The organism is Streptomyces sp. NPDC004667 (genome assembly GCF_040609475.1).
GTDB lineage: Bacteria > Actinomycetota > Actinomycetes > Streptomycetales > Streptomycetaceae > Streptomyces.
In genome coordinates this window covers 26,064-47,365 of the sequence record NZ_JBEXKC010000055.1, presented here as the reverse complement: position 1 = coordinate 47,365, position 21,302 = coordinate 26,064, and the positions used below count along the sequence as shown (strand labels likewise).

At 73.0% G+C, this 21,302-nt stretch carries 21 protein-coding genes and 1 riboswitch; of the genes, 13 read left to right on the top strand and 8 right to left on the bottom strand.

What is annotated here, in order from left to right; translation table 11 throughout:
• Positions 1–5: 5 nt before the first annotated feature.
• The 4 genes from ABZW32_RS26735 (at position 6) to ABZW32_RS26720 (ending at position 3,674) form a co-directional block, all read left to right on the top strand.
• Positions 6–770 (top strand): MerR family transcriptional regulator, encoded by a 765-nt coding sequence (locus ABZW32_RS26735; protein WP_356220282.1) that lies wholly within the window; start codon positions 6–8, stop codon positions 768–770.
• 62 nt (positions 771–832) lie between these two features.
• Positions 833–1,306 (top strand): bifunctional nuclease family protein, encoded by a 474-nt coding sequence (locus ABZW32_RS26730; RefSeq protein WP_007262890.1) that lies wholly within the window; start codon positions 833–835, stop codon positions 1,304–1,306.
• A 212-nt stretch (positions 1,307–1,518) separates the two neighbouring features.
• Complete coding sequence (locus ABZW32_RS26725; RefSeq protein WP_356220280.1) at positions 1,519–2,157, top strand: MerR family transcriptional regulator; 639 nt, start codon at positions 1,519–1,521, stop codon at positions 2,155–2,157.
• A gap of 56 nt (positions 2,158–2,213) precedes the next feature.
• Positions 2,214–3,674, top strand: a complete 1,461-nt coding sequence (locus tag ABZW32_RS26720) for a DNA polymerase IV (protein ID WP_356220278.1) — start codon at positions 2,214–2,216, stop codon at positions 3,672–3,674.
• On the opposite strand, the gene ABZW32_RS26715 is transcribed toward ABZW32_RS26720, so the two are convergent.
• A complete protein-coding gene (locus ABZW32_RS26715) occupies positions 3,671–4,027 on the bottom strand; it encodes a PRC-barrel domain-containing protein (protein ID WP_356220275.1) in 357 nt (118 codons plus the stop codon). The genes ABZW32_RS26720 and ABZW32_RS26715 overlap by 4 nt on opposite strands.
• Before the next feature lie 120 nt (positions 4,028–4,147).
• Positions 4,148–4,246: riboswitch (glycine riboswitch) on the top strand.
• A gap of 197 nt (positions 4,247–4,443) precedes the next feature.
• On the opposite strand from ABZW32_RS26715, the gene gcvP reads away from it, so the two are divergent.
• Positions 4,444–7,329 (top strand): aminomethyl-transferring glycine dehydrogenase, encoded by a 2,886-nt coding sequence (gcvP, locus tag ABZW32_RS26710; protein ID WP_356220272.1) that lies wholly within the window; start codon positions 4,444–4,446, stop codon positions 7,327–7,329.
• A 97-nt stretch (positions 7,330–7,426) separates the two neighbouring features.
• Here gcvP and ABZW32_RS26705 read toward each other — a convergent pair whose 3' ends face one another.
• Both ABZW32_RS26705 and ABZW32_RS26700 read right to left on the bottom strand, forming a co-directional pair.
• On the bottom strand, positions 7,427–7,615 hold the full coding sequence (locus ABZW32_RS26705) for a DUF5999 family protein (RefSeq protein ID WP_030236602.1): 189 nt from the start codon (positions 7,613–7,615) through the stop codon (positions 7,427–7,429).
• Positions 7,616–7,909: 294 nt separating this feature from the next.
• The gene (locus ABZW32_RS26700) at positions 7,910–8,530 is read right to left on the bottom strand and encodes a hypothetical protein (RefSeq protein WP_356220270.1); all 621 of its coding nucleotides are present in this window, start codon (positions 8,528–8,530) and stop codon (positions 7,910–7,912) included.
• Between the two features lie 493 nt (positions 8,531–9,023).
• Between ABZW32_RS26700 and ABZW32_RS26695 the strand changes: the two genes are divergently transcribed.
• Both ABZW32_RS26695 and ABZW32_RS26690 read left to right on the top strand, forming a co-directional pair.
• Complete coding sequence (locus tag ABZW32_RS26695; protein WP_356220267.1) at positions 9,024–10,559, top strand: glutamate-cysteine ligase family protein; 1,536 nt, start codon at positions 9,024–9,026, stop codon at positions 10,557–10,559.
• Between the two features lie 52 nt (positions 10,560–10,611).
• Complete coding sequence (locus tag ABZW32_RS26690; RefSeq protein ID WP_356220264.1) at positions 10,612–11,445, top strand: CPBP family intramembrane glutamic endopeptidase; 834 nt, start codon at positions 10,612–10,614, stop codon at positions 11,443–11,445.
• Positions 11,446–11,454: 9 nt separating this feature from the next.
• Here the strand turns inward: ABZW32_RS26690 and ABZW32_RS26685 are convergent, their stop codons facing one another.
• Positions 11,455–12,273: a PhzF family phenazine biosynthesis isomerase gene (locus tag ABZW32_RS26685; RefSeq protein ID WP_356220262.1), complete on the bottom strand. Its 819-nt coding sequence runs from the start codon at positions 12,271–12,273 to the stop codon at positions 11,455–11,457.
• A 234-nt stretch (positions 12,274–12,507) separates the two neighbouring features.
• On the opposite strand from ABZW32_RS26685, the gene ABZW32_RS26680 reads away from it, so the two are divergent.
• Positions 12,508–13,122: a PadR family transcriptional regulator gene (locus ABZW32_RS26680; protein WP_356220260.1), complete on the top strand. Its 615-nt coding sequence runs from the start codon at positions 12,508–12,510 to the stop codon at positions 13,120–13,122.
• 91 nt (positions 13,123–13,213) lie between these two features.
• On the opposite strand, the gene ABZW32_RS26675 is transcribed toward ABZW32_RS26680, so the two are convergent.
• Positions 13,214–13,642, bottom strand: coding sequence for an SRPBCC family protein (locus tag ABZW32_RS26675; RefSeq protein ID WP_356220258.1), 429 nt, complete (start codon positions 13,640–13,642; stop codon positions 13,214–13,216).
• Between the two features lie 171 nt (positions 13,643–13,813).
• Here ABZW32_RS26675 and ABZW32_RS26670 point away from each other — a divergent pair, with 171 nt between their 5' ends.
• Complete coding sequence (locus ABZW32_RS26670) at positions 13,814–14,770, top strand: EamA family transporter (protein WP_356220255.1); 957 nt, start codon at positions 13,814–13,816, stop codon at positions 14,768–14,770.
• A gap of 201 nt (positions 14,771–14,971) precedes the next feature.
• Entirely contained in the window at positions 14,972–16,006 is a 1,035-nt protein-coding gene (locus tag ABZW32_RS26665; RefSeq protein WP_356220252.1) for an EamA family transporter, read from the top strand.
• Here the strand turns inward: ABZW32_RS26665 and ABZW32_RS26660 are convergent.
• On the bottom strand, positions 15,988–16,653 hold the full coding sequence (locus tag ABZW32_RS26660) for a pyridoxamine 5'-phosphate oxidase family protein (protein WP_356220250.1): 666 nt from the start codon (positions 16,651–16,653) through the stop codon (positions 15,988–15,990). The two genes, ABZW32_RS26665 and ABZW32_RS26660, sit on opposite strands and share 19 nt — an antisense overlap.
• Positions 16,654–16,690: 37 nt before the next feature.
• Between ABZW32_RS26660 and ABZW32_RS26655 the strand changes: the two genes are divergently transcribed.
• Positions 16,691–18,022: an aminotransferase class I/II-fold pyridoxal phosphate-dependent enzyme gene (locus ABZW32_RS26655; RefSeq protein ID WP_356220247.1), complete on the top strand. Its 1,332-nt coding sequence runs from the start codon at positions 16,691–16,693 to the stop codon at positions 18,020–18,022.
• Between the two features lie 89 nt (positions 18,023–18,111).
• Here ABZW32_RS26655 and ABZW32_RS26650 read toward each other — a convergent pair whose 3' ends face one another.
• Positions 18,112–19,113 (bottom strand): DMT family transporter, encoded by a 1,002-nt coding sequence (locus ABZW32_RS26650; RefSeq protein ID WP_356220245.1) that lies wholly within the window; start codon positions 19,111–19,113, stop codon positions 18,112–18,114.
• Between the two features lie 73 nt (positions 19,114–19,186).
• On the opposite strand from ABZW32_RS26650, the gene ABZW32_RS26645 reads away from it, so the two are divergent.
• Positions 19,187–20,086, top strand: a complete 900-nt coding sequence (locus tag ABZW32_RS26645; RefSeq protein WP_356220242.1) for a LysR family transcriptional regulator — start codon at positions 19,187–19,189, stop codon at positions 20,084–20,086.
• A gap of 29 nt (positions 20,087–20,115) precedes the next feature.
• On the opposite strand, the gene ABZW32_RS26640 is transcribed toward ABZW32_RS26645, so the two are convergent.
• Positions 20,116–20,589: a pyridoxamine 5'-phosphate oxidase family protein gene (locus ABZW32_RS26640; RefSeq protein WP_356220239.1), complete on the bottom strand. Its 474-nt coding sequence runs from the start codon at positions 20,587–20,589 to the stop codon at positions 20,116–20,118.
• A gap of 76 nt (positions 20,590–20,665) precedes the next feature.
• Here ABZW32_RS26640 and ABZW32_RS26635 point away from each other — a divergent pair, with 76 nt between their 5' ends.
• A complete protein-coding gene (locus tag ABZW32_RS26635; protein ID WP_356220236.1) occupies positions 20,666–21,277 on the top strand; it encodes a cysteine hydrolase in 612 nt (203 codons plus the stop codon).
• Positions 21,278–21,302: the final 25 nt, after the last annotated feature.

Below are 21,302 nucleotides of genomic sequence, written 5' to 3'. Positions count from 1 at the left end.
GTCCCATGCTGCGTACCCCGACCGGCGGTGCCCCGAAGAGCGGCACCGCCGGGTCCGCCGGGCGGCTGGTGAGCATCGGAACGGTGCTGACCATGCTGCGTGACGAGTTCCCCGACGTCACCATTTCGAAGATCCGCTTCCTGGAGGCGGAGGGGCTCGTGGAGCCCGAGCGCACACCTTCCGGATACCGCAAGTTCAGCACGGGCGACGTGGAACGGCTCGGCCGCGTCCTGCGCCTGCAGCGGGACCACTACCTGCCGCTGAAGGTCATCCGCGAACAGCTCGACGCGCTCGACCGGGGTGAGCAGATCCGCATCCCCGGGCCCGCGTCCCACGGGGAGGCGGTGGACCCGGCCGGTCCCGTCGCCCTGTACGGGGAGGTGGGACGGGAGCGGCCCACCGTGGCCCGGGTGGGCCGGGCCGAGCTGATCGCCGCCGCCGAGGTGGACGAGGTGCAGCTCGTCGAATGGGAGTCGTACGGGCTCATCTCCGAGGTGCCGGACGGGGGGTTCGACGCCGAAGCGGTCACCGTGGCCCGCCTGATCGCGGATCTCGGCCGTTTCGGGCTGGAACCCCGCCACCTGCGGGCGATGAAGGCCGCCGCGGACCGGGAGGCCGGTCTGGTGGAGCAGCTCGTGGCACCGCTGCGGCGGCACCGCAACCCGCAGACCAGGGCGCACGCCGAGGCCACGCTGAAGGAGCTCGTGGGGCTCTCCGTACGGCTGCACGAGGCCCTGGTACAGACGGCCCTCGGGGTGCGGTCACACTGATCGGACGGCCCGGAAGGGGCCCCGACTACCCAAACCTGCCGAGCAGGTCCTAGGGTTGCTGTGTGAACGAGCTCGACGTTGTGGGTGTCCGGGTGGAAATGCCCTCCAACCAACCGATCGTGCTCCTGCGTGAAGTGGGAGGCGATCGGTACCTCCCCATCTGGATCGGTCCTGGGGAGGCGACCGCCATTGCCTTCGCGCAGCAGGGCATGGCCCCTGCCCGGCCGCTGACGCACGACCTGTTCAAGGACGTGCTGGAGGCGGTCGGTGAGGAGCTCACCGAGGTCCGGATCACGGATCTGCGGGAGGGCGTCTTCTACGCGGAACTGGTCTTCGCCAGCGGGGTCGAGGTGAGCGCGAGGCCTTCCGACGCCATAGCGCTGGCCCTGCGCACGGGAACGCCGATCTACGGCAGTGACGGCGTCCTGGACGACGCCGGAATCGCCATTCCCGACGAGCAGGAGGACGAGGTGGAGAAGTTCCGCGAGTTCCTCGACCAGATCTCACCCGAGGACTTCGGCACCGGCCCGCAGTGAGGGCCGGGGTGTGAGGGGCGCGGCCACGGCGAAACGCGGGCCGCGTCGACCACCGGGAACTTTCAGCCCATTCGAGTAGCCTTTCCCCGCAATGGGGTACGGGAAACCACTCTCAGGGTGATTATCACTCGGCGTGCCGAGTGTGGCGATCGTTGACGCACCCCTGGTCACTGCCTACCTTCAAGGTGGCAGGTCAAGGACGGAGGGTCGGCGTGAGGATCACGGGCGACGGTACGACCGGGGGCACCCCCGCACGCAGTGACGCTGGGCCGTACCCGCTGCACGGCGGCGCGCAGGGCTCCGCGCACCGTCAGCCGGCTTCGGCGCCGGTCGGACCGGTGAGCGACGCTCGGGCGCCCGAGCAGGTCGGCTACCGGGGACCGACGGCGTGCGCCGCTGCCGGGATCACCTACCGCCAGCTCGACTACTGGGCCCGGACCGGGCTCGTGGAGCCCAGCGTGCGGCCCGCGTACGGGTCGGGCACGCAGCGCCTCTACAGCTTCCGGGACGTGGTCGTCCTCAAGATCGTCAAGCGCTTCCTGGACACCGGGGTGGCGCTCCAGAACATCCGCACCGCCGTCCAGCACCTGCGCGACAGGGGTTTCCACGATCTGGAGCGCATGACGCTGATGAGCGACGGTGCCACCGTCTACGAGTGCACCTCCCCGGACCAGGTGGTGAGCCTGCTCCAGGGCGGGCAGGGAGTCTTCGGCATCGCCGTCGGCGTGGTGTGGCGGGACGTGGAGAACGCCCTGTCGCAGCTGCACGGGGAGCGGGTGGACACCGGGGAGACCCTGGTGGGCCACAACCCCGCCGACGAGCTGGCCGCACGCCGCAACCGGGCCGTCTGAGCGGCACCGGGGCGAGCGTGGCCGCGTTGTCAGTGGCGTAGGGCAGCATCGGTGCCGTGAGAGCCGCGCCGACCATCCTGCACCTGGACATGGACGCCTTCTACGCCTCGGTCGAGCAGGCGTCGAAGCCCAGTCTGCGGGGCAAGGCCGTAATCGTCGGGGGGCTCGGGCCGCGCGGTGTGGTGGCCACCGCCTCCTACGAGGCCAGGCGGTTCGGGGTGCACTCGGCGATGCCGACCGCCCAGGCCCGTCGGCTCTGCCCGAACGGCGCCTACCTGATCCCGCGCTTCAGCCTCTACCGGGAGGTCAGCGACCTGGTCATGGGCCTGCTGCGGGAGCTGTCGCCGCTGGTGGAGCCCCTGAGCCTGGACGAGGCCTTCGTCGACCTGGAGGCGGGCGGCACGGCCTTCGACTCGGCGAGCGCCCGGGCCACGGGGGAGCGGCTGCGGGCCGACATCGAGGCCGCCACGGGGCTGAGCGGCTCGGTGGGCCTGGCGGGGTCGAAGATGCTGGCCAAGGTGGCCTCCGAGGAGGCCAAGCCGGCCGGGCTGCTGCTGATCGAGCCCGGGACCGAGCGGGAGCTGCTCGCGCCCATGTCGGTGCGGACCCTGCCCGGGGTGGGGCCGGCCACCGGGGAGCACCTGCGGCGGGCCGGGATCACCACGGTGGGGGAGCTGGCCGAGGCCGGCGAGGACGAGCTGGTCCGGATGGTGGGGAAGGCGCACGGGGTCGGGCTGTACCGGATGGCGCTGGGGCTGGACGACCGGCCCGTGGTCGCCGAGCGGGACGCGAAGTCGGTCTCGGTGGAGGACACCTTCGACGTGGACCTGCACGACCGGGTCCGGATCCGCTTCGAGGTGCAGCGGCTCGCGGACCGGTGCGTGGGGCGCCTGCGGTCCTCCGGGCACTCGGGCCGGACCATCGTGCTGAAGGTGCGCCGCTACGACTTCTCCACGCTGACCCGTTCGGAGACCCTGCGCGGGCCGACCGACGACCCCTCGGTGGTCCGGGAGGCCGCGGCACGGCTGCTGGAGGGGGTGGACACCACCGGAGGCGTGCGGCTGCTGGGGGTGGGCGTGACGGGGCTCGCGGACTACACGCAGGAGGACCTCTTCGCCCAGGTGCTCGGCGCCGGGGCGGAGGCGGAGGAGGCGGGTGCGGTCGCGGAGGGCGCCGTCGCGGAGGGCGTCGAGCCGGAGGGGGAGGAAGCGGCGGCCGAGCCGGACGGGGCCGGCGGGACCGGTGCCGCCGTGAGTGCGGGTACCGCCGGTGGGGCCGTCGTGGAGGCGGGCGGGCCGGACGCGGCGGCCGCGCGGTACTGGCCGGCGGGGAGCGACGTACGGCACGCCCTGTACGGGCCCGGATGGGTCCAGGGCAGCGGGGTCGGACGGGTGACCGTACGGTTCGAGCGGCCCGGATCGCCGCCCGGGCGGGTGCGCACCTTCCGGATGGACGATCCCGAACTGGAGTCCTCCGATCCGCTGCCGCTCGTGGGGCGGGCGGAGGGGGCGGCCTAGATCCGCTCGTCGGGCGGCGGGCGGTGGAAGTCGGTCGGCAGGGAGACGTCCAGGCCGTAGTGGTGGTAGAGCTGGAGCTCCTGCTCGGGGGACAGGTGGCGCCCGACCCCGAAATCGGGTGCATCCCTGATCAAGGAACGCTCGAAGGGCACGCGCAGGGTGTCGTCCACCACTTCGCTGGGCTCCAGGGGGACGAAGGCGTCCCGTCCGAAGAGCCCGGTCCGGACGGCGGCCCATTCGGGCACGCCAGTGGCGTCGTCGAGGTAGACCTCGTCCACGGTGCCGATCTTGGCGCCGTTGCGGTCGAACGCCTTGCGGCCGATCAGGCTGCGCGGATCGATGTCGGTCTGCACGGTCCCTCCGTACGGTCGCAGTGGTACGAGTCATTCGTAATGACTACGAAAGTGCATATTTCAAGAGGGGGCCACTCGGGGAGCCTCCGGATCGTCGCTGGTAGGCTGGGTGATGGCTGTTGACCCTGTGCGGGAGAGTCCTCCGAGTGAGTACGACGGAGGCGCCGAAGGAGCAAATCCTCCCCGGAATCTCTCAGGCATACGTACCGCACGTGGTGAGGCCACTCTGGAAAGCAGGGGCGGGTACCGGGCACGCAGTACCGGTTCCTCTCCTCACCGACGGTGAAAGCCGGACCTCAGGGGCGATCCCCTTGCGGCCCGGTGAAGCTCTCAGGTTGAGATGACAGAGGGGGAGGCCGTCCGGGTGCCCGCGCCGTGGTGCCCCTCGCAGGTCATACGACCAGGAGGCCTCCGTCATGACCGCCAACCGCATTCCGCTCTCCCAGCTGGAGCGAGGCATCCCCTTCGAGCAGCGTCACATCGGCCCGGATGCCGAGGCGCAGGCGAAGATGCTCGCCCAGGTGGGCTACGGCTCCCTGGACGAACTCACCGCCGCCGCGGTACCGGATGTGATCAAGACCGCCGAGGCGCTGAACCTGCCCGAGGCGCGCACCGAGGCCGAGGTGCTGGCCGAGCTCCGCTCGCTGGCCGACCGCAACCAGGTCCTGTCGTCGATGATCGGTCTCGGCTACTACGGCACCTTCACGCCCCCGGTCATCCTGCGCAACGTCATGGAGAACCCGGCCTGGTACACGGCGTACACCCCGTACCAGCCCGAGATCTCCCAGGGCCGCCTCGAAGCGCTGCTGAACTTCCAGACCGTCGTCGCCGACCTGACCGGCCTGCCGACCTCCGGTGCCTCCCTGCTCGACGAGGGCACCGCCGCCGCCGAGGCCATGTCCCTGGCCCGCCGCGTGGGCAAGGTCAAGGGCGGGGTCTTCCTGATCGACGCCGACGCGCTGCCGCAGACCATCGCCGTGATCGAGACCCGCGCCGAGCCCATCGGGGTCGAGGTCGTCGTCGCCGACCTGTCCGACGGGATCCCGGCCGAGATCGCCGAGCGCGGCGTCTTCGGCGTGCTGCTCCAGTACCCGGGTGCCTCCGGCGCCGTCCGCGCGATCAAGCCGGTCATCGACCAGGCCCACGGGCTCGGTGCCATCGTCACCGTCTCCGCCGACCTGCTCGCCCTGACCCTGCTCACCTCCCCGGGCGAGCTGGGCGCCGACATCGCCGTCGGCACCACCCAGCGCTTCGGCGTCCCGATGGGCTTCGGCGGCCCGCACGCCGGCTACATGGCCGTCCAGCAGCAGCACGCCCGCTCGCTGCCCGGCCGCCTCGTCGGCGTCTCCGTGGACGCGGACGGCAACAAGGCGTACCGCCTGGCCCTGCAGACCCGCGAGCAGCACATCCGCCGCGAGAAGGCCACCAGCAACATCTGTACCGCCCAGGTGCTGCTCGCGGTCATGGCCGGCATGTACGCCGTCTACCACGGCCCGGACGGCCTGCGCACGATCGCGCGCCGGACCCACCGCTACGCCGCGCTCCTCGCCGCGGGCCTGACGGCCGGCGGGGTCGAGCTGGTGCACGGCTCCTTCTTCGACACCGTCACCGCCCGGGTGCCCGGCAAGGCCGCCGAGGTCGTCGCCGCCGCCCGTGAGGGCGGGGTCAACCTCTTCCAGGTCGACGCCGACCACGTCTCCGTCTCCTGCGACGAGACCACCCTGCGCGCCGACCTCGACGCCGTCTGGGCCGCCTTCGGCGTCAGCGCGGACATCGAGGCCCTGGACGCGACCACCGCCGACACGCTGCCCGAGGGCCTGCTGCGCTCGGACGCGTACCTCGGCCACCCGGTCTTCCACCAGCACCGCTCCGAGACCGCGATGCTGCGCTACCTGCGCAAGCTCTCGGACAAGGACTACGCGCTGGACCGCGGCATGATCCCGCTGGGCTCCTGCACCATGAAGCTCAACGCGACCACCGAGATGGAGCCGGTGACCTGGCCCGAATTCGGTCAGCTGCACCCGTTCGCCCCGGTGGAGCAGGCGGAGGGCTACCTCACGCTCATCACCGAGCTGGAGGAACGTCTCTGTGAGGTCACCGGATACGACAAGGTCTCGATCCAGCCGAACGCGGGCTCCCAGGGCGAGCTGGCCGGCCTGCTGGCCGTGCGCGCTTACCACCGGGCCAACGGCGACGAGCAGCGCACCATCTGCCTCATCCCGTCCTCCGCGCACGGCACCAACGCCGCCAGCGCCGTGATGGCCGGCATGAAGGTCGTCGTCGTCAAGACCGCCGACGACGGCGAGGTGGACGCGGACGACCTGCGCGCCAAGATCGAGCAGTACCGCGACGAGCTCGCGGTCCTGATGATCACCTACCCGTCCACGCACGGTGTGTTCGAGGAGCACGTCGCCGACATCTGCGCCCAGGTGCACGAGGCCGGCGGCCAGGTCTACGTCGACGGTGCCAACCTGAACGCCCTGGTGGGCCTCGCCAAGCCGGGTCACTTCGGCGGCGACGTCTCGCACCTGAACCTGCACAAGACCTTCTGCATCCCGCACGGCGGCGGCGGCCCGGGCGTCGGTCCGGTCGGTGTCCGGGCCCACCTGGCCCCGTTCCTGCCGAACCACCCGCTCCAGCCGACGGCCGGCCCGGAGACGGGCGTCGGCCCGATCTCGGCCGCGCCGTGGGGCTCGGCCGGCATCCTGCCGATCTCCTGGTCGTACGTACGCCTGATGGGTGGCGAGGGCCTCAAGCGCGCCACCCAGGTGGCGGTGCTCGGCGCGAACTACATCGCCAAGCGCCTGGAGCCCCACTACCCGGTCCTCTACACCGGTCCGGGCAACCTGGTCGCCCACGAGTGCATCATCGACCTGCGTCCGCTGTCGAAGGCGACCGGCGTGAGCGTGGACGACATCGCCAAGCGCCTGATCGACTACGGCTTCCACGCGCCGACCATGTCCTTCCCGGTGGCCGGCACGCTGATGATCGAGCCGACGGAGTCCGAGGACCTGGCCGAGATCGACCGCTTCTGCGACGCGATGATCGCCATCCGCGGCGAGATCGAGCGGGTCGCGGGCGGCGAGTGGCCGGTCGAGGACAACCCGCTGGCCAACGCCCCGCACACCGCGGCGGCCCTGGGCGGCGAGTGGAACCACCCGTACAGCCGTGACGAGGCGGTCTTCCCGGGCGGCGTCACCGCCGCCGAGAAGTACTGGCCGCCGGTGCGCCGGATCGACGGCGCCTTCGGCGACCGCAACCTGGTCTGCTCGTGCCCGCCGCTGGACGAGTACGACAACTGAGTCCCGTGACACGGTGAAGGGGCCGGTCCTGGAGCGTGAGCTCCGGGACCGGCCCCTTCGCGTGGTCCTTCCTCGTGCCGGCTCGGTGCAAGGTGGCCTAGGCCACCGCGAGCGGGCGGTGCGGAGCGATGATCTGGCCGTCCGGCAGCAGCTCACCGGTGTCCTCGAAGAGCAGGACCCCGTTGCACAGCAGGCTCCAGCCCTGTTCCGGGTGGTTGGCCACCGGGCGCGCGGCCTCCCGGTCGGCGGACTCTGATGACGGGCAGGCAGGCTGGTGCTGGCACATGGATGCGTTCTTTCGCTGCGGTGTGGTCTGTTCGCTACGGCTCGATGCGTGATTCATGGCCGTCCCCCTGGGTCGTCCCCGCGCCTGCGGGGAGGATGTCCTCAGTCTTCCCCCACGACGGCTGCTTCGCAGGTATTTCCCGGCAGCTGTCCTCATGGATTGAGGACGCATCACTCGTGCGGGCGGTTCAGGCCAACTCCCCTGTCATTTCGGATGGTTCGCGGGTGGTCCGGGCGGACTAGGCCGAATGGGCAACCCGGGCCACCCCGAACAGGCCAACGGCGGGGCGGCCCCTCAGGCGGCCGGGGCGGCCACCGGGGGCGGGACGGGCGGGGCCGACCGGGTCAGCCGGTGGGTCAGTACGGGCAGCAGTTCCGATACGGGGTGCGGCCGGAACGCGGCGATCCCGGGTGGCGCCGGTGCCAGGGGCACCAGCAGGTCGGCGGCGGCGGGCAGGCCGGCCGCGGCGTCGGCGCCGACCGCCCCGTGCAGCCACAGTGTCAGCATGTACAGCTCGGGTACGGACAGCAGCCGGGGCTGGTACCCCTTGCCGAGCGACTCGGCCTGGCGCAGGGCGCGTTCGGTGGCGGCGACGTAGGGCCCTTCGAAGAAGTGGGAGAAGGCCCACCCGTCCGGGGTCAGCCGGGTGTCGGCCGCGGCGACGAAACGGTCGCCGCTGCGGATCAGGAACCGCCACCCGGTCAGCCGGGTGCGCGGCGGTCGGCCGCCCGCCGGGCGGCCGGACCCGTCGAGCCGGTCGAGCACGTGCACCGGAAGCGGGAGTTCGGCGGTCACCGGCCCTTGGAGCGCGCGCAGGGACGGAGTGTGCGCCTCGTGGACGGCGGTGGGGGAACCGAGTGCCGCGAGGACGCTGCGCAGGGCGGGCGCGGGAGCCGGGGGAACATGCAGCGGCATGGTGGGTCGCCTCTCACTTGGGAGACCTGTGGTACGGGGGAAGGTGCGGACGGCGCTGTCGCATTCTGGGGCCAGAGGGGGGCTGAGGGGCAATGGCCGCGCGCCAACTCTCTGCCTCGTTTGCGGAGTTTATACGACATGTGTTCACGCGGTGTTTCGGCTAGCTGTCCCACCTATTGCCGACAAGGCGGATACCGGTCCCGCTGTCAGGCTATTCATGCCGGTTGTGCGCGAACGGGTCGCGCTGACCTCGGAGGTTACCCGAAGGGTGCTCGGCTGGAAAGCGCCTGTTATCGGGAATCGGCACAGTCTACGGGGAATTTGCATACGGCGAGTTGCCAGGTGAATGTGCCGAAGCGCCCATCAGGCCATACCGGCGCGCGCTCCCCGCCGGACCGCCCGGCCCGGCGTTATCGATCACGGGGCTGGGCATCATCGACCGTAACGCGCGCCCGGGTGCACCGTTCCGGGCCACACGAGGAGGGACGCTTCGATGGGGGAGAAGGTCGTGGCAGGAGGATTCGACCTGTCCGATCGGCATCGGTATCGGAGGAAGCTCCACGAGTGCCTGGAGGGACTGGAGCGCCTTCTGGCGGAGAAGAGGTTCGATCGGCCCAAGAACATGATGGGACTGGAGATCGAGCTGAATCTCGCGGGTGCCGACGGTTTGCCGCGCATGGTGAATGCACAGGTACTGGAGAAGATTGCGAGCCCCGATTTCCAGACCGAACTCGGAATGTTCAATCTGGAGGTGAACGTACTCCCGCACCGTCTCGACGGCCGGGTATTCGACCAGCTCGCCGAAGAGCTGAGCGCGGGGCTGCACTACGCCCACCGGCAGGCCGCGGAGATCGATGCGGGGGTCGTGATGATCGGCATCCTGCCGACCATCTCCCGCTCCGACCTCGCCCTGGCCAACCTCTCGGCCGTGGACCGCTACTCGCTGCTCAACGAGCAGATCCTGATGATGCGCGGCGAGGACTTCACCCTCGACATCGACGGGGTGGAGCGGCTGACCTGGAGCACCGGGTCGATCGTGCCGGAGGCCGCCTGCACCTCCGTACAGCTGCACCTCCAGGTGACCCCGGCGCGGTTCGCGCACGTGTGGAACGCGGCGCAGGCGGTGACCGCCGTGCAGATAGCGGTGGGCGCCAACTCGCCGTTCCTCTTCGGGCGGGAGCTGTGGCGCGAATCGCGTCCGCCGCTGTTCACCCAGGCCACCGACACCCGGCCCCCGGAGCTCCAGGCGCAGGGGGTGCGGCCGCGCACCTGGTTCGGGGAGCGGTGGGTGGACTCGGCGTACGAACTGTTCGCCGAGAACGTCCGCTTCTTCCCCTCCCTGCTGCCGATCTGCGACGAGGAGGAGCCGCTGCGGGTCCTGGCGGAGGGCGGCGTGCCGAGCCTGCAGGAGCTGGTGCTGCACAACGGGACGGTCTACCGCTGGAACCGCCCCGTCTACGGGGTCGCCGACGGGGTGCCGCACCTGCGGGTGGAGAACAGGGTGCTGCCGGCCGGGCCGACGGTGGCCGACGTCGTCGCCAACGCCGCCTTCTACTACGGGCTCGTACGGACCCTCGCGGACGAGCAGCGCCCCGTGTGGACCCGGATGCCGTTCGCGGAGGCGGAGGCCAACTTCGACGCAGCCTGCCGCTACGGGATCGACGCCCGGATCCGCTGGCCGCGCCGCGGCCGGGCCGGGGGACTGGTGAGCGTGCCCGCGGTGCGCCTGGTGCTGGACGAGCTGCTGCCGATGGCCGCGGCCGGGCTGGACGCCTGGGGGATCGAACCCGCCGACCGGGACCTGTACCTCGGGATCATCGAGGAGCGCTGCCGGCGCCGGGTGAACGGGGCGACCTGGCAGGTGGACACCTACCACCGGGCGCTCGCCGCAGGGCTGGAGCGGGACGCCGCCCTGGCGGCCACCACCCGCCGCTACAGCGAGCTGATGCACAAGGGCGACCCGGTCCACACCTGGCCCGTGGGCCTGGAGGAACAGGAGGAGGACGCCACCGGGGCCGTCCGGCGCTGACCGGTGATCCGCTCCGGCCCCCGAGGAGGCAGTATGGGGTGGTCGGAACAGGATGACGCGGTGGTTGGCGGGACGGGAGTCGGGCGTGCGGGCGGAGCCGGAGCCGGTGGTCGGAGAACTGCGCGGGGACGGGCGGCGGGGTCTGCTGCGGACCGAGACCCTGCTCGTGCTCGCGCTGTCGCTGGGCGCGAGCGGGGTCTCGGCCCTGATCAGCTTCATCGGTTCGCTGACCAAGCCCGGCGGCCTCAAGGACCAGGCGGCCACGCTGAACGGCTCGTACGCCCCCGGGCGGCCCTGGCTGGACCTGGCCTGGCAGCTGTTCGGGATCGCCTCCGCGCTCGTCCCCGTCCTGCTGGTCGCGCACCTGCTGACCCGCGAGGGCGTGCCGGGGCTGCGCGTCCTGGGCTTCGACCGGACCCGGCCCGGGTGGGACCTGGCCCGGGGCGCGCTGGTCGCCGCCGGGATCGGGAGCGCGGGACTGGCCTTCTACCTGGTGGCGCGGTCCTCCGGCTTCAACCTGACGGTGGTGCCGGAGGCGCTGCCCGACGTGTGGTGGAAGTTCCCCGTACTGATCCTCTCCGCCGTGCAGAACGCCGTGGTGGAGGAGGTCATCGTGCTGGCCTACCTGCTGCGCAGGCTCGGCCAGCTGGGCTGGTCGCCGACGGCCGCGCTGCTCGCCAGCTCCGTCCTGCGCGGCTCGTACCACCTGTACCAGGGCATCGGCGGGTTCGTCGGCAACATGGTGATGGGCGTCGTCTTCGTGCTGGCCTACCGCCGCTGGGGCCGGGTGGGACCCCTCGTCGTCGCGCACACGCTGCTCGACGTGGTGGCCTTCGGTGGGTACGCGCTGCTCGCGGGGAAGGTGGGCTGGCTGCCCACGCCGTAGCCCCCGTGCTCAGGGCGCGGTGAGCAGCTCGCCGTCGATCACGGTGACCGCGCGGCCGGTGAGCAGGGTCCGCTCGCCCGCGAGGGTGACCCGGACCAGGCCGCGGCGGGCTCCGCCCTGCAGGCCGGTCATCTCCGTGCGGCCCAGGCGGGCCGCCCAGAAGGGGGCGAGGGCGGTGTGGGCGCTGCCCGTCACCGGGTCCTCGTCGATGCCGTGGACGGGGAAGAAGCCGCGGGAGACGAAGTCGTAGCCCCGGGAGGGCTCCTCGGCGGGGGCGGTGACGATCACCCCGCGGCGGGCGTAGGCGCGCAGGGCCGCGTGGTCGGGCGCGAGTTCCCGCACGGTCCGCTCGTCGGCCAGTTCCACCAGCAGGTCGCCGATGTGGGCGGCGGTGTCGTGCAGCGAGACGATCGTGGCGCCCAGGGCGCGGGCGACCTCGGGGACCGGATCGAGTGGGGTCAGCGAGGAGGTGGGGAAGTCCATCGTGACCGTGCCGTCCCCGGCCGCCTCGGCCGTGAGGACCCCACAGCGCGCGTCGAACCGGATCAGGCCCTTGGCCAGGCCGTTCTCGTTCAGCACGTGGGCGGTCGCGAGGGTGGCGTGCCCGCACATGTCGACCTCGCCGGCCGGGGTGAACCAGCGCAGCGCCCAGTCGGCGGGCCCGCCGGGCGGCAGGGGCCGGACGAAGGCGGTCTCGGAGAGGTTGACCTCGGCCGCGACCTGCTGGAGCCAGCCGTCCGGGGGGAACGGCCCGTCGAGGACGAGGACCCCGGCGGGATTGCCGTGGAAGGGGCGGTCGGTGAAGGCGTCGACGATTCGGATGCGCATGGACCGACCGTAGGGGGCCCGCGCCGACGCGCACCAAGGCCAATCCGGGACGACTGGCCCCGGTGCGGTCGAGTCGGCCGACTCCGTCCCTTCCGCTCGACTGTCGAAGATAGGTTCCGATATATCGTTGACGCATCGCGATGGGTCAGCGATAGTGAAAGAGTCGAAGCGACATCCGCTGCGGCAACCGGTACGACAGCCGGTACGACGAGCGATGACGAAAGGAGCGCAGTGATGCGTTCACGTGGACAGCGCGAGCACGGACACGAGCACGGACGGGGTCACGGCCACTGCGGGCCGGACCGTCGGGAGGAGTTCCGGGGGCTGCGGGCCGCCTTCGGGCCGTTCGGTCCGCCCTTCGGTGGTGGACCCTTCGGCGGGAGGGGCGGCCGGGGCGGGCCCCGGGGGCGGGCGCGGCGCGGTGACGTGCGCGCCTCGATCCTGGCGCTCCTCGCCGACCGGCCGATGCACGGCTACGAGATGATCCAGGAGATCGGCGAGCGCAGCGGCGGGGCGTGGAAGCCCAGCCCGGGTTCGGTGTACCCGACCCTGCAGCTGCTGGAGGACGAGGGCCTCATCACCAGCGAGAGCGAGGGCGGCAAGAAGCTGTTCACGCTCACCGGGGCCGGCCGCACCGAGGCGGAATCGGGTCCGGACGCCCCCTGGGCGGACGCCGGGCGCGGCTTCGACTTCGAGGCGATGCACGAGGTCCGCACCGCCGGCGTCGGCCTGATGGAAGCCTTCGGTCAGGTCTTCAAGACCGGCTCGCCCGAGCAGCGGGAGAAGGCCCTCGCGGTCGTCAACGACGCACGCAAGAAGCTCTACCTGATCCTGGCCGACGAGCACTGACCCGGACGCCGGGCCTCCCGGCACACGCGCGGCGCGCCCCGCGAGCGATCTCGCGGGGCGCGCCGTGCGCGTGCCGTGGGTGGGGGTGGGGTCAGGCGACCAGGCCGGCCAGCTTGCGGAGGGATTCGTTCAGGGCGGCGGTCGCGGAGTCCTTGAGCTTGCCCGCCATCAGGGACACCGCGGCGCCCGTGAACTCGCCGTCGATGCGGACGGTGGTGGCGTCGCCGTCCGGGAGCAGGGTGTAGCGGGTCAGGACGGCCACGCCCATCGGGCCCTTGCCGGTGATCGCGAAGACGCGCTGGTCCTCCAGTTCCGAGACGGTCCACAGGACCTCGGCGGGGAAGCCCATCATCTTCATGTTCTCGGCGAAGGTGGACCCGACCGCGAGGGTCTCGGGACCGCCCTTCGGGAAGTTCGTGTGGGTCATGCTCCACTGCCCGTACGCGTCCCAGTCGGTCAGCTGGGCCCAGAGCTTCGCGGCGGGCGCCTCGATGCGTGATTCCGCGGTGACTTCAGCCATGCGTCCACCCCTTCTCGTCGGGTTCGTGCGGCGGAAGGTAGTCCCGGGGAGCGGAACATTCAATACTGACGACCTGTCAGAAACGGTGGGTTCCGGACCGGTCGGTACCGACTGCGTCTCAACAGGTGTCACCGGCGTGACGCTCCTGACCGGCCCTGCCATGATGGCCCGATGCAAGCGTCAGGGAAGAACGCCGGACTGGGCCTCGCCCTCGTCTCGGCGTGTGCGTTCGGTGGTTCCGGTGTGGCGGCGAAGCCGCTGATCGAGGCGGGTCTGGACCCGCTGCACGTGGTGTGGCTGAGGGTGGCCGGGGCGGCGCTGGTGCTGTCCCCGCTGGCCTGGCGGCACCGCGATCTGGTGCGGCGCAAGCCCCTGCTGCTCGCCGGCTTCGGTCTGGTCGCCGTCGCGGGCGTGCAGGCCTTCTACTTCGCCTCCCTGTCGAGGATCCCGGTCGGCGTGGCCCTGCTGCTGGAGTACCTGGGCCCGGCCCTGCTGCTCGGCTGGATCCGCTTCGTGCAGCGCAAGCCGGTGACCCGGGCCGCCGCGGCCGGTGCGGCGGTGGCCGTCGCGGGGCTGGCGTGCGTGGTCCAGATCTGGGCGGGGCTGAGCCTGGACCCGCTCGGGGTGCTGCTGGGGCTGGCCGCCGCCTGCTGCCAGGCCTTCTACTTCGTCTTCGCCGACCAGGGCACCGACGGGGACGACGTGCCCGACCCGATGGGCGTGATCGCGTACGGGATGCTCGTCGGGGCCGCGGTCATGACGGTGCTCGCGCGGCCCTGGGAGATGGACTGGTCCGTGCTCGGCGGGGACGCGCTGCTCGGGGACACCGAGGTCCCCGCCCTGGCCCTGCTGGGCTGGGTGGTGCTGGTCGCCACCGTGTTCGCGTACCTGACCGGGGTGGTCTCGGTGCGCAAGCTCTCCCCCCAGGTGGCGGGCGTGGTGGCCTGTCTGGAGGCGGTCATCGCCACCGTGCTGGCCTGGGTGCTGCTGGGCGAACACCTTTCGACCCCGCAGATCGTGGGCGGCGCGCTGGTGCTCGGCGGGGCCTTCATCGCGCAGTCCTCGCGGCCGGCGCCGCCCGCGGCGCCGGATCCGGCCGTGCCGGCCCCCGAGACCGCCAGGGCGTAGCGCGGGGCCGACTGGCCGGAGGCGGGGAGCGCCCCGTAGGGTGCCGTTCATGCCGTCGACCGTGCTTCCGCCTCCCGCCGCCTAGCGCGGGCGGCCTCCACGCGAACGAGAGTCCCGCCCGGGGAGTCCCCGGGCCGGTGAGCGCTGCCCGCGAAGCGATGACCTGCTTCCCTCATCCTTCACGCATGCGCGGAGACACACGTGTCGAACCATTCGCCCGCTGCCGGGCGCAGTCTGCTGTACCTCGTCGTCGCCGGAGTCGCCTGGGGCACCGCCGGGGCGGCGGCCTCCCTCCTCTTCCTGGCCAGTGACCTCGGCCCGGTCGCCCTGTCGTTCTGGCGGTGCGCGGGCGGTCTGGTGGTCCTGCTGGGCGTGCTCGCCGTGCGCCGTTCGGTGCGGGCGCGGCGGGCTCCGCGGGCCGCGGCGGCCTCGCCCGCCGCACCGGCCCCGCGCGTCCCGGCGGTTTCGCTGATCGGGACCGGGCTGATGTTCACCCTGTTCCAGGCCGCGTACTTCGCCGCCGTGCGCGACACCGGCCTCGCCGTCGGCACCGTCGTGACCCTGGGGGCCGGGCCCGTGCTGATCGCGCTGGGCGGCCGGTACTGGATGGGCGAGCGGCTGGGCCGGGGCGGTGTGGCCGCCGTCCTCGGCGCCCTGGCCGGTCTCGCCGTGCTGGTGCTGGGCTCCGGTGGGGGCGAGGTGCGGCCGCTCGGGGTCGGCTGGGCGCTGCTGTCGGCCGCCGGGTACGCGGGGATGACCCTGCGGGCGCGGTGGCTGGGGCGGCGCGGGACCGGCGGGGACCCGCTGGTCACCACCGCGTGGTCGGTGGCGGTGGGCACGGTGTGCCTGCTGCCGCTCGCCCTGGTCGAGGGGCTGCTGCCGCACACCGCCGACTGGGGCCGGGTGTGCTGGCTGCTGGTCTACGTGGCCACGGTGCCCACCGCCCTCGCGTACGCGATGTACTTCACCGGCGCCGCGTCGGTGCGGGCCGCGACGGTGTCGGTGATCATGCTGATCGAGCCGGTCAGCGCGGCGGCGATCGCGGTCGGGATGCTCGGCGAACGGCTGACCGGGGCGGTGGTGCTGGGCACCGTACTGCTGCTGTCGGCGGTGGGCGCGCTGATCGCGGCCGAGGCGCGCGGTCCGCGGGCCCCGGCCGGGGCCGGGCCGGTGGCCGGGGGCGGCTCCGGGCCGGTGGCCGGGCCCGCCCAGGAGCCTCAGAGCGCGGCGAGGTAGCCCGGGGCCGCGAGGCCGGGGGTCAGGTCGGCGGCCGGGACCGGGGTCCCGTACGCCGGCGCGACCGGGACCACTCCCGACCAGAACGGCAGGCCCAGGTCCTCCGGGTCGTCGTTCGGGCCGCCGGTGCGGACCTTCGCGGAGACCTCGGTCAGGTCCAGCCGGATCACCGCGGTCGCGGCGAGCTCCTTGGCGTTGGCCGGGCGGGAGTCGGCCGAGCGGCCCGGGACGACGTGGTCGACGAGGGCGTCGAGGGCCATCCGGCACTCGTCCTCGTCGGTGACCTGGTAGGCGGTGCCGTGCACGACCACCGAGCGGTAGTTGATCGAGTGGTGGAAGGCGGACCGGGCGAGCACCAGGCCGTCCACGTGCGTCACCGTCAGGCAGACCGGCAGGCCCGGGTCGGTCTTCCCGGCGGCCAGCAGCGGGCGCGAACCGGTGGACCCGTGGACGTAGAGGGTCTCGCCCACCCGGCCGAAGAGGGTCGGCAGGACCACCGGCGCGCCGTCGCGGACGAACCCGAGGTGGCAGACGTAGGCCTGGTCGAGTATCGAGTGCACCGTCTCGCGGTCGTAGCGCGCCCTCGGGCGGCCGCGGGTCGGGACGGTGCGGTCGGTGGGTTCGTATGCGGTCGGGGTGGCGCTCATGGTGCGGACTCCGTTGTACTAGTGCATAATGTTGTTTGTGCTAGGAGAGTATCGGATCATCGGCCGTCGCGCATCGGATATCGCGGCGAGCATCGAAACGGGCGTCGGCTGCGGCGCGCTCGCGCCCGGGGCGCTGCTGCCCCCGATGCGGGAACTGGCGGGGGAGCTGGGCGTCAACCCCAACACCGTGGCCGCCGCGTACCGGACCCTGCGCGAACGCGGAGTCATCGAGACGGACGGCCGGCGCGGCAGCCGGGTGCGCGCGCGGCCCGCCACGGCGCCGCGCGACACGCTGCGGATGACCGTCCCCGACGGCGTCCGGGACGTCACGGAGGGCAATCCCGACGTGTCCCTGCTGCCCTCCCTCGACGCGGCGCTGGCCGCCGCCGCCCGCTGGTACGCGCAGGCCCCGGCCCTCTACGGCCAGGACCCGGTGCTCCCGGACCTCGCCCGGATCGCGCGGGCGGACCTGGACGCCGACGGGGTCCCGGCCGGGCCCGTGGCCGTGACCTCGGGGGCGTTGGACGCCATCGAGCGGGTGCTGGCCGCCCACCTCAGACCGGGCGACGCGGTCGCCGTCGAGGACCCGGGCTGGGGAGCCATGCTCGACCTCGTGCCCGCCCTGGGACTGCGGGCGCTGCCCGTGGCCGTCGACGACGAGGGGCCGGTTCCGGCGGCGGTGGCGCGGGCCCTGGCCGAGGGGGCGCGGGCCCTGGTGGTGACGGCCCGCGCGCAGAATCCGACCGGCGCCGCGATCAGCGCCGTGCGGGCCCGGGAACTGCGGGAACTGCTGGCCGGACATCCCGGGGTGCTCGTCATCGACGACGACCACGGCCACGGCATCGTGGACGTGCCCCTGTGCCCGCTGGGCGGGGTGACCCGGCACTGGGCGCTGGTCCGCTCCACGGCCAAGGCGTACGGGCCCGACCTGCGGCTCGCGGTGCTCACCGGTGACGCGGTGACCCTCGACCGGGTCCGGGGCCGGCAGCGGCTGGGGCCGGGCTGGGTCAGCCGCCTCCTCCAGCGCGCGGTCGTGGAGCTGTGGACCTCCGGCGCCGTGGACCGGCGGGCGGTGGCGCGCTCGTACGGGCTGCGCCGGGACGGGCTGATCGCGGCGCTGGCCGAGCGCGGTGTACGGGCGCACGGGCGCAGCGGGATCAACGTGTGGGTGCCGGTCGCCGACGAGACGGCGGTGGTCACCCGGCTGCTGACGGCCGGGTGGGCGGTGACGGCCGGGGCCCGGTTCCGCGTGGAGGCGGGTCCCGGCGTGCGGATCACCGTCTCCGGGCTCTCCCCGGCGGAGGTGGGCCCGCTCGCCGACGCCGTGGCGGCGGCGGTCCGCCCGGCGCCCGGCGGCCGTTCCGACTGAACGGCCGGAGCCCTCGCGCGCCCCCGCGGCAACGGAGCCGCCCCCGCCGCGGGGCGCGGCGGGGGCGGGCGGCGGGGGACCGGTGCGGCTCAGGCGGGCCTGGGCGCCCGGGGGCGGGCCTGGGTGAGCGCGGCGCCCGCGAGGACGACGACGGCGCCGACCGGGGTGTTCCAGTACAGCTGCTCGCCGAGGATCAGGACGCCGGCGGTGGTGGCGATGACCGGGATGAAGTAGGTGACCATCTGCGCGGTGGTGGGGCCGACCTCCGTCACCAGCCCGTACTGCATCTGCAGGGCCATGCCCGTGCCGAGGGCGCCCAGGGCGATCACCGAGAGGGTCGGCCAGAGCGGGAAGCCGGTGGGGGCGGAGGTGAACAGAACACTGACGGCGGCCAGTTGCACCGTCGAGACCATGAGCTGCGCTCCGGTCAAGGCCACCGGGGAGCCCGGGGTGCCCGCCAGGGTGCGGCGGACGTAGATCCAGCCGATCGGGTAGCAGAGCGAGGCCAGCAGGGCCAGCGCGGTGCCCTTGGCGTCGATGCCCGCGAAGCCCTGCCAGGCGCCGAGGACGGTCAGCACGCCGAGGAAGCCGAGGCCCAGGCCGGCGAAGCGGCGGCGGGTGGGGCGGTCCTCGGAGAGGGCGACCAGCGAGAGCGCCATGCCCCACAGCGGCGAGGTGGCGTTGCAGATCCCGGCCAGGCCGGAGGGGATGCTCAGCTCGGCGTACGCGAACAGCGAGAAGGGGGCGGTGTTCAGCAGGAGCGCCGCCACCGTGAGGTGGCCCCAGGTGCGCGCTCCCCGGGGCAGCGGCTCGCGCCGTACGAGCAGCACGGCCAGCAGGGCGAGGGCGCCGAACAGGACGCGGCCGAAGGCGACCTGGAAGGGCGCGAACGCCTCCGTGCCCACCTTGACCAGGAGGAAGCTGAAGCCCCAGACGACCGAGAGGAAGGCGAAGCGCAGCCGCCAGTCCAGACCGCCGGCGGCGGTGGCGGCCGTCGTGCCGGACGCCGGGGCGGTCACCGTGGCGGTGACGGGGGAGGGGGTGGAGGAGGGGCCGGAACGGGCCGGGCGGGAGGGGGCGGGTGCGCTCATGTGCTCACTCTGCTGCGCGGGACCTCGTAGGACAAGCGAGACTTCCTCCGCCCCACCGCGTAGCATCGCTTACATGTTGAACCTGGAGCGCCTGCGTACCCTGGACGCCCTCGCCCGCCACGGCTCGGTCAGCGGCGCGGCCGACGGCCTCCACGTGACCACGTCCGCCGTCTCCCAGCAGATGGCCAAGCTGGAGCGGGAGGTCGGTCAGCCCCTGCTGGCCAAGAACGGCCGCGGGGTGCGCCTGACGGACGCCGGGCGGCTGCTCGCCGACCACGCCGCCCGGATCATCTCGCAGGTGGAGCTGGCCCAGGCCGACGTCGAGGCCCAGCGGGGCCGCGCGGTCGGGCACCTGCGGATCGGGGCCTTCCCCACCGCGATGCGCGGGCTGCTGCCCCGGGCGCTGACCGCGCTGCGCGCCGGCCACCCGGACCTGCGGGCGATGGTGCGGGAACAGGAGCCGGAGGAGGCCATGTTCGCCGTGGTGCGCGGGGACCTCGACATGGCCCTGGCCATCGACTGGCACAACAAGCGGATGCCGGTGCCGGCCGAGCTGACCCGCACCCACCTGCTCGACGACGCCGTCGACATCGCGGTGCCGCGCTCCCACCCGCTGGCCGGCCGCGCGGAGATCTCCCTGGCCGACTTCGCCGACGACGACTGGATCTCCTGGAACGAAGGCCAGTTCTGCCACGAGTGGCTGGTGTTCACCCTGCGCGGCACCGGGGTCGAGCCGCGCGTCGCGCACATCGCCGAGGAGCACCACACCCAGCTCGCTTTCGTGGAGGCCGGGCTGGGGGTGTGCGTGACGCCCCGGCTGGGCCGGGGGCCCGTGCCGCCGGGCGTCCGGCTGCTGCCGGTGTGCGACGCCGTACGCCGGCACGTGTACGCGGTCTGGCGCGCGGACGCCGGCCGGCGCCCCTCCATCAGGGCCGCCGTCGCGGCGCTGCAGGAGGCGGCGGCGGCCGCGTAGGACGCCTTCGGGACTCCCCGGCCGCCGGGTCAGATCTTGCGGAAGTCCCAGGAGACGACCGAGTGCGGCGTGAGGCGGATCCACGCGTGGCGGCCGTCGTGGGGCATCTCCTCGATGCCGAAGTTCTTGACGGGGAAGATCCGTTCGGGCTCCGCCAGCTCGGGGCAGGGCTCGCCGGTGCGCGGGGCCTCGCCCACGAAGACGGCGCTGCCGGACAGTTCGACCCCGCGCAGCTCGTCGTACGACTCGCCGGAGTCCACCACCACCGAGATCCGGGGGTCCTTGCGCAGGTCGGCCCAACGGCGGCTGCGCGTGATCGAGTACAGCCACAGCGAGGTGCCGTCCCAGGCGAACCACAGGGCCCCCACGTGCGGGCGCCCGTCGGGGGAGACCGTGGCCACCCGGCAGGTCCGCTGCTCGCGGAGGAAGGCGTCCACTTCCGCGTCGGTCATCATGATGCGGCGGCCCCGCCGCTGCGTACCGGCCCCGAGCGTTTCGTCCATCGTGCCCCTGCCCCTTCACATCTGACTGTGTGTCAGGAATCATGCGGGCTCCGTCGCCACCACGCCAGGGGGAGCCATGCCGGAGTTCGATCCCGCCGCCACCGCGCTGCTCACCGTCGAGTGCCAGAACGGCGTCGTAGGCGAGGAGAGCGCCCTGCCGGAGCTGGCGAAGGAGGCGCGGGACTCCGGGATCCTGGACCGCGTGGCCGCCCTCGCCGTCGCCGCGCGCGCGGCCGGCGTACAGGTGCTGCACGCCGTTGCCGAGCGGCGGCCGGACGGGCTGGGGGCCAGTACCAACGCGCGGCTCTTCCGGGCCGCCGGGAGGCTGCCGGTGCGCCAGCTGACGGGGAGCCGGGCCGTCGAGGTCGCGGCCCCGATCACCGTGGCCGAACGGGACCTGGTGGTCCGGCGGCTGCACGGACTGTCCCCGATGGCCGGCACCGACCTGGACGCCCTCCTGCGCAACCTCGGCATCCGCACCCTCGTCGTCACCGGGGTCTCCTCCAACATCGCGATCCCCAACACCGTCTTCGACGCCGTCAACCTCGGGTACGGGGTCGTGGTGCCCGCCGACGCGATCGCCGGGGTGCCGGCCTCGTGCACGGCCGAGGTGATCCGCAACTCCCTCGCGCTGGTGGCGGAGGTCACCACGACCGAGGCCCTGCTCGCGCGGTGGGCCCCGCAATAGCCCCGGGGCGGGACGCCCGCCCGCC

Excerpts from the sequence above, each read along its gene's own strand:
- ABZW32_RS26690 (WP_356220264.1), top strand. The coding sequence starts at position 10,612 with ATGACGCGGTGGTTGGCGGGACGGGAGTCGGGCGTGCGGGCGGAGCCG.
- gcvP (WP_356220272.1), top strand. The coding sequence starts at position 4,444 with ATGACCGCCAACCGCATTCCGCTCTCCCAGCTGGAGCGAGGCATCCCC.
- ABZW32_RS26640 (WP_356220239.1), bottom strand. The coding sequence starts at position 20,589 with ATGGACGAAACGCTCGGGGCCGGTACGCAGCGGCGGGGCCGCCGCATC.
- ABZW32_RS26705 (WP_030236602.1), bottom strand. The coding sequence starts at position 7,615 with ATGTGCCAGCACCAGCCTGCCTGCCCGTCATCAGAGTCCGCCGACCGG.
- ABZW32_RS26645 (WP_356220242.1), top strand. The coding sequence starts at position 19,187 with ATGTTGAACCTGGAGCGCCTGCGTACCCTGGACGCCCTCGCCCGCCAC.
- ABZW32_RS26670 (WP_356220255.1), top strand. The coding sequence starts at position 13,814 with ATGCAAGCGTCAGGGAAGAACGCCGGACTGGGCCTCGCCCTCGTCTCG.
- ABZW32_RS26675 (WP_356220258.1), bottom strand. The coding sequence starts at position 13,642 with ATGGCTGAAGTCACCGCGGAATCACGCATCGAGGCGCCCGCCGCGAAG.
- ABZW32_RS26680 (WP_356220260.1), top strand. The coding sequence starts at position 12,508 with ATGCGTTCACGTGGACAGCGCGAGCACGGACACGAGCACGGACGGGGT.
- ABZW32_RS26635 (WP_356220236.1), top strand. The coding sequence starts at position 20,666 with ATGCCGGAGTTCGATCCCGCCGCCACCGCGCTGCTCACCGTCGAGTGC.
- ABZW32_RS26660 (WP_356220250.1), bottom strand. The coding sequence starts at position 16,653 with ATGAGCGCCACCCCGACCGCATACGAACCCACCGACCGCACCGTCCCG.
- ABZW32_RS26700 (WP_356220270.1), bottom strand. The coding sequence starts at position 8,530 with ATGCCGCTGCATGTTCCCCCGGCTCCCGCGCCCGCCCTGCGCAGCGTC.
- ABZW32_RS26685 (WP_356220262.1), bottom strand. The coding sequence starts at position 12,273 with ATGCGCATCCGAATCGTCGACGCCTTCACCGACCGCCCCTTCCACGGC.
- ABZW32_RS26695 (WP_356220267.1), top strand. The coding sequence starts at position 9,024 with ATGGGGGAGAAGGTCGTGGCAGGAGGATTCGACCTGTCCGATCGGCAT.
- ABZW32_RS26650 (WP_356220245.1), bottom strand. The coding sequence starts at position 19,113 with ATGAGCGCACCCGCCCCCTCCCGCCCGGCCCGTTCCGGCCCCTCCTCC.
- ABZW32_RS26735 (WP_356220282.1), top strand. The coding sequence starts at position 6 with ATGCTGCGTACCCCGACCGGCGGTGCCCCGAAGAGCGGCACCGCCGGG.